The sequence below is a fragment of the Hyphomicrobium sp. LHD-15 genome (genome assembly GCF_031157355.1).
Lineage (GTDB): Bacteria > Pseudomonadota > Alphaproteobacteria > Rhizobiales > Hyphomicrobiaceae > Hyphomicrobium_C.
On sequence record NZ_JAVIFT010000002.1, the window covers coordinates 1,218,439 to 1,229,580 of the forward strand.

Annotated in this window: 11 protein-coding genes; all 11 read left to right on the forward strand. The window is 62.8% G+C overall.

The genetic code is table 11. From position 1 onward, the window contains the following. The first annotated feature begins 201 nt into the window (after positions 1 to 201). A complete protein-coding gene (locus tag RCO24_RS12175; RefSeq protein WP_374990946.1) occupies positions 202 to 1,212 on the forward strand; it encodes a PhoH family protein in 1,011 nt (336 codons plus the stop codon). A 1-nt stretch (position 1,213) separates the two neighbouring features. Continuing rightward, the gene (ybeY, locus tag RCO24_RS12180; RefSeq protein WP_308962364.1) at positions 1,214 to 1,762 is read left to right on the forward strand and encodes an rRNA maturation RNase YbeY; all 549 of its coding nucleotides are present in this window, start codon (positions 1,214 to 1,216) and stop codon (positions 1,760 to 1,762) included. A gap of 26 nt (positions 1,763 to 1,788) precedes the next feature. After that, on the forward strand, positions 1,789 to 2,820 hold the full coding sequence (locus RCO24_RS12185; protein WP_308962366.1) for a hemolysin family protein: 1,032 nt from the start codon (positions 1,789 to 1,791) through the stop codon (positions 2,818 to 2,820). A 2-nt stretch (positions 2,821 to 2,822) separates the two neighbouring features. Further along, positions 2,823 to 4,490 (forward strand): apolipoprotein N-acyltransferase, encoded by a 1,668-nt coding sequence (gene lnt, locus RCO24_RS12190; protein WP_308962368.1) that lies wholly within the window; start codon positions 2,823 to 2,825, stop codon positions 4,488 to 4,490. Between the two features lie 191 nt (positions 4,491 to 4,681). Further along, the gene (locus RCO24_RS12195; protein ID WP_374990947.1) at positions 4,682 to 5,143 is read left to right on the forward strand and encodes a helix-turn-helix domain-containing protein; all 462 of its coding nucleotides are present in this window, start codon (positions 4,682 to 4,684) and stop codon (positions 5,141 to 5,143) included. 277 nt (positions 5,144 to 5,420) lie between these two features. After that, positions 5,421 to 6,623 (forward strand): methionine adenosyltransferase, encoded by a 1,203-nt coding sequence (metK, locus tag RCO24_RS12200; protein WP_308962369.1) that lies wholly within the window; start codon positions 5,421 to 5,423, stop codon positions 6,621 to 6,623. Between the two features lie 72 nt (positions 6,624 to 6,695). After that, positions 6,696 to 7,403, forward strand: a complete 708-nt coding sequence (gene trmB, locus RCO24_RS12205; protein ID WP_308962371.1) for a tRNA (guanosine(46)-N7)-methyltransferase TrmB — start codon at positions 6,696 to 6,698, stop codon at positions 7,401 to 7,403. Positions 7,404 to 7,717: 314 nt separating this feature from the next. Further along, positions 7,718 to 8,344, forward strand: a complete 627-nt coding sequence (rimP, locus tag RCO24_RS12210) for a ribosome maturation factor RimP (protein WP_308962372.1) — start codon at positions 7,718 to 7,720, stop codon at positions 8,342 to 8,344. A gap of 1 nt (position 8,345) precedes the next feature. Beyond that, a complete protein-coding gene (gene nusA, locus RCO24_RS12215; protein WP_308962374.1) occupies positions 8,346 to 9,986 on the forward strand; it encodes a transcription termination factor NusA in 1,641 nt (546 codons plus the stop codon). 42 nt (positions 9,987 to 10,028) lie between these two features. After that, positions 10,029 to 10,715, forward strand: coding sequence for an RNA-binding protein (locus RCO24_RS12220; protein ID WP_308962376.1), 687 nt, complete (start codon positions 10,029 to 10,031; stop codon positions 10,713 to 10,715). An 11-nt stretch (positions 10,716 to 10,726) separates the two neighbouring features. Continuing rightward, a partial coding sequence (locus RCO24_RS12225) for a translation initiation factor IF-2 associated domain-containing protein (RefSeq protein WP_308962377.1) occupies positions 10,727 to 11,142 on the forward strand: 416 nt, incomplete at its 3' end.

The following is an 11,142-nucleotide window of genomic DNA, read 5'->3' on the forward strand; positions in this document are numbered from 1 at the left end:
TCGACTGCGCTCTTGCCTATTCTAGGAAAGGTTCCTGTTCGAAAGTCCGGTTTCGGTGTTCGACGGAAGGGTGTCCGCTCGCATCTCGGACGAACAGGACTTAAGCTCGATCCCATGGGGCCGCGATTCGGCCCTGCCAAGTCAGTTACCGCTCTTCGTTTAATCGCTCCAATAGCACTCTAGCCTCAGGAGACGAAACGATTGACAGCAATTCGCGGCCAGACGGCGACAGGTCAAAGGCGAGTGGCAAAACCCTCAACTCCCAACAAGAGAGTCGTTGTTCCCTTCGAGGACAACCGGCTTCTTACCCAGGTTCTCGGCGAATTCGACAGCCATCTGGCGCTCATCGAGGATCGTCTCGGTATCGAGGCGCATGCGCATGGTAACGTCGTCGTCTTGAGCGGGTCGGAGACTTCCTGCGATATCGCGCGGGGTGTTCTCGAACAGCTCTACGATCGCGTCTCGAAGGGAGACCATGTGGGACCTGGAGATTTCGACGGACTGATCCGCCACTCCCGGCAGCAGGATTCACCCTCCGAGGGAGGCCAAGCGCAAATTGCGACGCGGCGGCGCGTCGTGAAGGCGCGAACGCAATCACAGAGCACGTATATTCGCGCGCTCGAGAAAACCGATCTCGTGTTCGGGATCGGCCCGGCGGGTACCGGTAAAACCTATCTCGCCGTGGCGTTTGCCGCACAATGCCTCGAGCGTGGCCTCGTCGAGCGGATCATTCTTTCGCGCCCCGCGGTCGAGGCCGGCGAACGGCTCGGCTTCCTGCCGGGCGACATGCGCGAGAAAGTCGATCCCTATCTGCGGCCGCTCTATGATGCGCTTTACGACGTGTTGCCGCCGGAAAAGGTCGAACGGGATCTCGAGCAGGGCGTGATTGAAATTGCGCCGCTCGCGTTCATGCGCGGCCGGACGCTCGCCAATGCGTTCGTCATTCTCGACGAAGCGCAGAATACGACGAGCATGCAGATGAAGATGTTTCTGACGCGTCTCGGTGAAGGCTCGAAGATGGTCATCACGGGAGACCCCTCCCAGATCGACCTTCCGCCGGGCATGACCTCGGGCCTCGAGGAAGCGGTGCGGCTGTTGGGCGACGTGCCCGACATCACGGCGGTGCGCTTCACGAATTCCGACGTCGTGCGGCGCGATCTCGTGGCGAAGATCGTGGAAGCCTACGATCGCGCAGGGCCGAGGAAGTCCTGAGATGCCAGACGAAACGGACAGTCGAAGTCGTAGCGAGGGACGCCCCGGGGCGTCCCTCTGGCTCAGCCTCGACATCCTTCACGAAGCGGGAGACTGGTCGCGGATCGGTGATCGCGACGCTCTGATCTCGACTGCGGCGCGCGCGCTTGCCGGTCATCCCAGGTTCGCCTCGAACCCTGCCGCTGAAGCTTGTGTCGCGCTCAGCGACGATGCGACGGTGCGCGAGCTCAACGCGCGGTTCCGCGGCAAGGACAAACCAACCAACGTGCTGTCGTTTCCCGCCCTCCAGGGTGGACCGCCCGAAGCAGCTGAGGATGGCGCGCTGGGCGATGTTATCCTGGCGCAGGAGACGGTCATGCGCGAGGCGGATGAGCAAGGCGTATCGCCGGCGCATCATCTGCAACACCTCGTCGTGCATGGCTTGCTCCACCTTCTCGGATTCGATCACGAAACCGACGCGGAAGCCCAAGAGATGGAAGGGCTCGAGGTGGAGATTCTCGCCTCGCTCGGGATCGCCAATCCCTACGCCGTGGACGAAACGGCCCTGTAACGCTCATGACCAGTGACGATGATCAAATGGACGATGTAACGCTTGCCAACGAGCGCCCGACGATGCGCGAGAGCGCAAGCGGGTGGCTCGCGCATCTGTGGACCCGGCTCGGTCTCGCCGAGCAGCCGACGCTGCGCGACAAGCTCGAAGTGCTGCTCAAGGAAGAGGCCAAGGCCACCGGCGGTTTTTCGCCGGAAGAACGCAAGATGCTGTCGGGCCTCTTGCGCTTCGGGGCCTCGCGCGTCGATGAAATCATGGTGCCGAGGGCCGACATCATCGCGATCGAGGAGATGGAGCCTCTCGGCGAGCTCGTGCGGCTGTTCGAGGAAGCAGGCGTCTCGCGCATTCCGATCTATCACGAGACGCTCGACGATCCGCGCGGCATGCTGCACATCAAGGACCTGTTCCGCTGGATCTCGGCCGAGGTCGCGGGGCGTGCTCTGAGGGAGCCCAGCAAGCAGCGTCCAGGATATTTCGAGGCCGCCAAGCCTGAAGGCGATAAACCCGCCGGAACCGGTGCAAAGCCGGATCTCAGCCGCATCGATCTCACGCGGCCGATCGCGGTGCTGAAGCTCCGCAAACCGGTGCTCTACGTGCCGCCGTCGATGCCCGCCATGAACCTTCTGGTGCGCATGCAGGCGACGCATATCCACATGGCGCTGATCGTCGACGAGTACGGCGGAACGGACGGCCTCGTGACCATCGAGGATCTCGTCGAGCAGATCGTGGGCGACATCGAGGACGAGCACGACGAGGAAGAGGCTGATCTGATCGCGGTCGATCCGAAGCTCGGTCTCGTTGCCTCGGGCCGTGCGCCGGTCAAGGATCTCGAAACCCGGCTCGGCCAGAAGCTGCTCAAGCCCGAGGAGGAGGCCGACATCGACACGCTCGGCGGGCTTGTGTTCGCGATCGTCGGACGCGTGCCGGCACGCGGTGAGTTGATCCGGCACAGCTCGGGTGTGGAGTTCGAGGTGCTCGACGCCGATCCGCGCCGCGTGAAGCGGCTCAAGATCCATCTGCCGCGCTCCCAGCAGGCCGATAGCGGCGAACCAGGCTAACCATGAGCGCGCGCGACCGGCTTGGCGAGTGCTGCCATGCGACCAGGACTGCGCGCGGATGGCGGCGGTGGGCAATCGCATTTGTGGCCGGTGCGGTCGCGAACCTCGCGATGGCACCGTTCTTCATCGCACCCATTCTGTTTCTATCGTTGCCGGTGCTGGTGTGGCTCATCGACGATGCGGTCCGTAAGCCGGGTGGTGCTCGGGCGGTGGCGATGTGCGCGGCCAGCGCTGGGTGGTGGTTCGGCTTCGGCTATTTCCTGTTCGGGCTGTTCTGGATCGGCGAGGCGTTCCTGGTCGAGGCCGACAAGTTCGGCTGGCTGTTGCCGTTCGCGGTGACGCTGATGCCTGCCGGGCTCGCGCTGTTCTGGGCGGCGGCGGCGGCGGTCGCGGCGCTATTGTGGCGTGCGGGCGTGCTGCGGCTCGTCGTGCTGGCCCTCGCGCTCGCGAGTGCGGAATGGCTTCGCGGTCATATCCTGACGGGATTTCCCTGGAACGTGCTCGGCTATGCGCTGACTTGGCCGGTGGTTCTGATGCAGAGCGCAGGGCTGCTCGGCATATATGGGCTGACGCTGATCGCTGTTCCGATATTTGCAGCGCCCTTGGTGCTTGCGGCGGATGCGCCGGCGGGTGCGTTGCGGCGGCGTGCCGGGGGCTCCGCGCTGTTGATTACCGGCGTGCCGCTACTGCTGCTCTCTGGGTATGGCGCCCTCAGGCTCGCGACCGCGCCGGACGGCGTGATCGATGGCGTCAAAATCCGCATCGTTCAGCCCAGCATTCCACAGCGCGAGAAGTGGATGCCGGAAAAGCAGGGTGCCATCTTCCAGGAACATCTGGCGCTCTCGAAGCGCGATGCGTCCGGCGTCGCGGACGATCTCGCCGGGATAACGCACGTGGTGTGGCCGGAGGCGGCGATGCCGTTTCTGCCGCTCGAGCATCCGGAGGCGCTGGAGGCGATCGGCGCCTTGCTGCCGGATACGACGATGCTGCTCACAGGTGCGCTGAGGCGCGAGACGGATGCTGCGCGCGCGGAGGCGGGCGACGCCGATCCGCGGCCGGTCCGTGCCTACAACAGCCTCATGGTGCTCGACGGCAGCGGGGCTCTGCACAGCGTCTACGACAAGACGCACCTGGTTCCGTTCGGCGAATATCTGCCCTGGCAATCCGCGCTCGAAGCGATCGGTCTCGAGCAGCTGACGCGTCTGCGAGGAGGGTTCTCCGAAGGCATTACGCCGCGTCCGACGCTCGCGCTTCCGGGGCTGCCGCCGGTCGGTGGGCTCATCTGTTACGAGGCGATCTTCCCGGGTGTCGGGGCCGCAAGCCGCGAGCGGCCGGGGGTGCTGATCAATGTCACGAACGATGGATGGTTCGGGAACACGACCGGTCCAAGGCAGCACTTCCATCAAGCTCGCGTGCGAGCAGTAGAAGAAGGGCTGACCTTGGTCAGAGCTGCAAATAATGGAGTTTCAGCAGTAATCGATGGAAATGGCCGAGTTGTAGTCATGCTAGGCATAAATGTGAAGGGAAGTATAGATTCTTCTGTGCCTGTTCAACGCTCGACGCCTCTCTACGCAGTTTTTGGTGATAGCGTTTTTCTTCTCGCGGCTCTGATATTCGCTGTTATACTTGTTTTTGTTAGCAGAACTCGAGACGTCGACTCTTATGTCTGATGTTCAGCATCCGAAGTTTTGATAGACGTCGTTTCAAATTGCCGCTCGATTGACTCAAGATTGCTTTATCAGAAATATTCAACCAAAGATGCCGAAGGCAAAAATCTTTCATGTTGGTCAATATTGGTCCAGCAGCCTGATTTAGGCAGTTGCAATCCGGCACGATCACGCAGGGTACGGAGCACAGATTGATGTCCAAGGAAGAAGCGATCGACGAAGACGTCGATATCGAACGCAGTTCGCGCAAGCCGAATCCGATCGATGCTCACGTCGGCACGCGGGTGCGTTTGCGCCGGATGCTGCTTGGTATGAGCCAGGAAAAACTCGGTGAACACCTTGGGCTGACTTTCCAGCAGGTTCAGAAGTACGAAAAGGGTGTCAATCGCATCGGGGCGAGCCGGCTTTTCGATCTGTCGCGGGTGCTCGGGGTGCCTGTTCAATTCTTTTATGACGAAGCCCCGTCAGAACTCGTCGATGCTTCATTGGCGCCCGGTTTTTCTGAACGGCCTGCCGAAAGCTACGTCATCGAGTTTCTTTCGACGCGCGAAGGTCTTGAGCTGAACAAAGCGTTCGTCAAAATCTCGGATCCGAGGGTGCGTCGGTCGATTGTCGAGCTGGTGCGTTCGCTCGGCGGAGAAGACGGGATCGACTAAGGCCGGTCCGTCGCGTTCTGCGCGGCGGTCTCCGCCTGGCCGGTCCGGCCGCAGGGCATCCAGCCCCGAAGGCTTCGGCATCCCCTGGTGCCGAGGCGTCGCACTTGACCGCACTCCGCAAAACCGGCAAGACACCCGCGCATTCTCTGGGGCGGTTCGCGTTCCAGGTTCTATGTTTGTCACATTTTCTACGATGCAGATGTGGTTGCTTCGTTGGAAAATGTGACTGCGTCGTTGGAAAGTGTTCCGGCCGCAGCGCGAGATCAAGGGGATCAGGGTGGCACGCCAGTCGTTTCTATTTACGAGCGAATCCGTTTCCGAAGGACATCCGGACAAGGTTTGTGACCGGATCTCCGACGAAATCGTCGATCTGTTCTATCGCGAGGGTGCAAACGCAGGCGTAGATCCGTGGATCATCCGCGCCGCTTGCGAGACGCTGGCTACGACCAATCAGGTCGTCATCGCCGGCGAGACGCGCGGCCCCGAGACAGTGACGAAAGACTGGATCGCCCACACCGCTCGCATGGCCATTCGCGATATCGGCTACGAGCAGGACGGGTTCCACTGGGACAAGGCCGACATCAAGGTTCTGCTGCATCCGCAGTCCGCGGACATCGCGCAGGGCGTCGATGCCCAGCAGCCGACCAATCAGGAAGAAGGCGCGGGCGACCAGGGCATCATGTTCGGTTATGCCTGCCGCGAGACGCCCGAGCTGATGCCGGCGCCGATCTACTACAGCCACAAAATTCTCGAAGACCTCGCCAAGGCCCGCAAGGCCAAGAGCGGAGATGCGGCCAAGCTCGGCCCCGACTCCAAGAGCCAGGTGACAGTGCGTTACGAGGGCGGCAAGCCCGTCGGCGTCACGCAGATCGTCGTCTCTCACCAGCACGTCGTCGAGGATCTGTCCTCGCGGCAGGTGCGCGAGATCATCGAGCCGTACGTCCGGGCGGCGCTGCCCGACGGCTGGATCGGCAAGGATACGGTCTGGCACATCAATCCGACCGGTAAGTTCTACATCGGCGGTCCGGACGGAGACAGCGGTCTCACGGGACGCAAGATCATCGTCGACACCTACGGCGGCGCGGCTCCGCATGGCGGCGGCGCGTTCTCGGGCAAGGATTCCACCAAGGTCGATCGCTCGGCAGCCTATGCCGCACGCTATCTGGCCAAGAACGTCGTCGCAGCCGGACTTGCGGATCGTTGCACGATCCAGCTTTCCTACGCGATCGGCGTCGCGCGTCCGCTGTCGATCTACGTCGACACGCACGGTACGGGCAAGGTCGACGAGGCCGCGATCGAGACCGCTCTGGCGAAGTCCATGGACCTTACGCCGCGCGGTATCCGCAGCCATCTGGAACTCAACAAGCCGATCTTCGCGCGGACGGCTGCTTATGGTCACTTCGGGCGCAAGCCTGACAATGACGGCGGCTTCTCGTGGGAGAAGGACGACCTGGCCGAGACGATCAAGAAGGCCGTTTAAGCTTTCATTCCGCGCATGTGTTACGGGCGGCCGCATTCGTTGCGGCCGTTTGTTTTGAGGATGGGCCCAAGTTTGGACAGGGATGAAGCCAAGAGCGCGCATTCGGCGGAGCTGAGGTCGTTCGGCCGCCGGCGAGGGCGCAAGCCCAGCCCTCGGCAGGTCCACCTTTTCACCGAGCTTCTGCCGCGCCTGACGTTCGACCTGGCGGAGCCTGCGCCCAAGGCGCTTGAATCCGCGTTTGCGCCGGCCGTCTCCAACGTGTGGCTCGAGATCGGCTTCGGTGGTGCGGAGCATCTCGTCTGGCAGGCGCGACACCATCCCGATACGGGGCTCATCGGCTGCGAGCCGTTCGAGGACGGCGTGGTCAAGGCGCTGACGGCCATCGACGAGGACGCGCTCGGCAACATGCGTCTTTGGGCGGACGACGTGCGACCGCTGCTCAGGTGGCTGCCCGAGGCGTCCATCTCCCGCGTGTTCATGCTGTTTCCCGATCCGTGGCCGAAGAAGCGCCACCACAAGCGGCGTCTGTTCTCACCGGAGCTCTTGCGCCTGCTTGCCCGCGTGATGAAGCCAGGGGCCGAGCTCAGGCTCGCGACCGATATCGGCGACTATGCGCGGACGGCGCTGATGGCGGTGTCGCAGGTGCCGGAATTTCGTTGGACGGCCGAGAGCCCACAAGACTGGCGCCAGCGGCTCGAAGATTGGCCGGGTACGCGCTACGAAGCCAAGGCGGGGCGGGAAGGGCGGCGCTGCTATTTCTTCCGATTTCTCCGCGTGTGATTCCAAGTATTACCCAAGGTTTTCTTAAGGGATTAAGCAGGTTCCCGGGCACGTGGGCGCAGAGGCCCTCGTTTCGGATTGTTCTGGGTGCTATTAAAAATCCTTTCTAAAACAAAGCTTTGTTTTCTTCTTCTCGATTTCTCACGGCTGGATTTGGCGGCATCAGCATCTCGGAAACGCCCTTGCGTGGGGTGTCATAGTCACGTATTATTCGCTTGCTCATGATCATCTCAACTTTGAGAGTGGGCCCCTCAAGGGTCCGCTCTTTTTGTTTTGGCAGCCCCCGTTGCCGCGGCGGCCGGAATTCACTAGGTATGCACAGTTCGAACGAGGTCGCATCGAGCGATCGTTTCATCCAAGAGACCGGTCTTGCGTCGGATCTCGCAGCGCTTGTCGAGCCGGTGCTCGTCAGCCTCGGGTTCCGTCTTGTGCGCATCGAGGTCTCCGGGCGAGACGGCAAAACCGTGCAGATCATGGCCGAGCGGCCGGACGGCTCGATCACGATCGACGATTGCGAGGCGATTTCGCGGGCGGTTTCGCCGCTGCTCGACGTGCAGGATATCGTCAGCGACGCCTATCGCCTCGAGATCTCGTCGCCGGGGATCGATCGCCCTCTGGTGCGGCCGTCCGATTTCGTGGACTGGGCGGGCTCCGAAGCCAAGATCGAGCTCAACGCGCCGATCGACGGGCGGAAGCGTTTTCGCGGACGGATCGAAGGGTTCGAGAACGGCGAGGCGCTGATCGAGGTCGATCTCGGCGAGGAAGGCCTCAAGGTGATCGGGCTTACCGTGGAACTCATTGCAAGCGCCCGGTTGGTGCTGACGGACGAACTCATTCGTGAAGCCCTGAGCCGGGCCAAGGCCCAGGGCAAAGGACAACTCGGAGACGGCGCAGAAGCCGATCCGGACGATTTAAAGACCGACGACGTGGAGGGTCTCTAATATGGCAGGCGTTGCAGGCATTAGCGCCAACAGGCTCGAGCTTTTGCAGATCGCGGAAGCTGTCGCCCGGGAAAAGACGATCGATCGGAAGATCGTGATCCAGGCCATGGAAGACGCCATCCAGAAGGCCGCCAAATCGCGCTACGGCGCGGAAAACGACATTCGCTGCGAGATCGACCCGAAAACCGGCGAGACGCGGCTTTCGCGCGTGCTGGCCGTTGTCGAGGATGTCGAGAACGAGGCGACGCAGATCACGCTCGCCGACGCCAAGCGCCGCAACCCGGAAGCCAAGCTCGGTGATCTCATCGCGGAAAGCCTGCCGCCGCTCGATTTCGGACGCGTGGCCGCACAGAACGCAAAGCAAGTCATCGTCCAGAAGGTGCGCGAAGCCGAGCGCGACCGGCAGTTCGGCGAATACAAGGACCGCATCGGCGAGATCGTGAACGGCACCGTCAAGCGCGCCGAGTACGGCAACGTGATCGTCGACCTCGGACGTGCGGAAGGCATCATTCGCCGCGACGAGATGATCCCGCGCGAGAACGTGCGCTACGGCGATCGCATTCGCGCCTACATCTACGACGTGCGCCGCGAGCAGCGCGGCCCGCAGATCTTCCTGTCGCGCGCACGGCCCGAATTCATGTCGAAGCTGTTCGCGCAGGAAGTGCCGGAAATTTACGACGGCACCGTCGAGATCAAGTCGGTTGCGCGTGATCCGGGCTCGCGCGCCAAGATTGCGGTCATCAGCCGTGACAGCTCGATCGATCCTGTGGGTGCTTGCGTCGGTATGCGCGGTGCGCGCGTGCAGGCGGTCGTCAACGAGCTGCAGGGCGAGAAGGTCGACATCATCCAGTGGAACCCGGATGCGGCGAGCTTCATCGTCAACGCGCTTGCGCCGGCCGAAGTTTCGAAGGTCGTGCTCGACGAAGACAGCAACCGCATCGAGGTCGTTGTGCCCGAGAGCCAGCTGTCGCTGGCGATCGGCCGCCGCGGCCAGAACGTGCGCCTCGCCTCGCAGCTCACGGGATGGGACATCGACATCCTGACCGAGCAGGAAGAGAGCGAGCGGCGTCAGAAGGAATTCGCCGAGCGGTCGCAGGCCTTCATGGATGCGCTCGACGTGGACGAGGTGATCGCGCAGCTGCTCGTCACCGAAGGCTTCGCCTCGGTCGAGGAAGTGGCCTACGTGGATCTCGCGGAAATCGCCCACATTGAGGGCTTCGACGAGAACACGGCGGGCGAAATCCAGACCCGCGCCCGCGAGTACCTCGAGAAGCAGGAAGCCGAGCGCGATGCGCGCCGCCGCGAGCTTGGCGTTTCCGACGACCTCGGAAAGGTCGAGGGCGTCACGTCGGCCATGCTGGTTGCTTTCGGCGAAAACGGCATCAAGACGCTCGAGGATCTTGCCGATTGCGCCACCGACGATCTCATCGGGTGGACCGAGCGTTCGAAGGAAAAGGATGTCGAGCCTGTCCGTCACAAGGGCGTGCTCGATGGGTTCGAGGTCGATCGCAAGGACGCCGAAGGCTTGATCCTGGCTGCGCGCATTCTTGCCGGCTGGATTACGGCTGACGAAACCGCGGAAGAAGAAGCCGGCGCAGACGAAGAAGGTTCGGACGTGTCCGAACCGGCTTCGGAAGCTTAAGGCCGTGCTACGCCGCGGACCACAACTGGAGGACTTTGAGCATTGGCTGACCGCCGTCGCCAGCACGATGACGCCGAGCCTGCCGTCAATGATGACGGCGGGACGCAGCGTCTGTGCGCGGCAACACGGGAAGCGCTCAATCCCGACGAACTGATCCGTTTCGTCGCCGACCCCTCGGGCGAGATCGTTCCGGATCTCGCGCGGCGGCTGCCCGGGCGGGGCGTCTGGATCAAGGCGTCGAAGCCGGTCGTCGAGCGGGCCATCAAGGCCAACGTTTTTGCCAAGAGCCTCAAACGGAATGTCCGCGCTGCTCCGGAACTGCCGGAACGGCTCGATCAGCTTATGGAAAAGCGGGTGATCGAAGCGCTGGCGCTCGCCAACAAGGCGGGGCTGGTGACGGGCGGTTTTCAGCAGGTCGACGAATTGATCGAGAGTGGCGGTGTCACGGTGCTGGTCCAGGCCGCCGATGCCGCAGACGGAGGGCGGGACAGGCTTGCCCGCAAATTTGCTGCGGTTGCTGCCGCCAGAGGCCGAAATGCACCTTTGGTAACCAGTCTATCGACAGAACAAATGAGCTTGGCCATGGGGCGGTCAAATGTGGTACATGCTGCCCTCATACATGGCGGAGCCGCCGAGCGGTTTTTATACGAGGCCGAGCGGCTCAAGCGCTACCGGTCCGGCATCGGTGCATCCGATGAGCCGGAAAATGCCCCAGATTTAGAGGTTTGAACGGATATCGAATGAGCGAAACCAAGGACACTGCCGACAAGACGCTGGGTGGCGGCCGCAAACCGCTGTCGCTGCAGCGTACCGTTGAGTCGGGCCACGTCCGTCAGAGCTTCAGCCATGGACGCTCGAAGTCGGTAGTTGTGGAAAAGCGCAAGACGCGCAAGCTCGCGACCCCCGGTGGGCCGGGCGATGCTGCGCCGGCCGTTGCTCCGCCCGCTCCTACGGTCGAGGCGAAGGTGGCGCCCAAGCCGCCGGTTCGGACAGAGACGCGTGGGGATGCCGGCAAGGCGGATCTGCTTCGGCCCGAGGAGCGCGACGCCCGCGCCCGCGCCCTTGCAGAAGCTCGCAAGCAAGCCGTCGAGGATGCACAGCGCGCCGAGGAGCAGCGCGTGGCCGATGCCGCGCGCGCCGCAGAGGCGCCCGAACC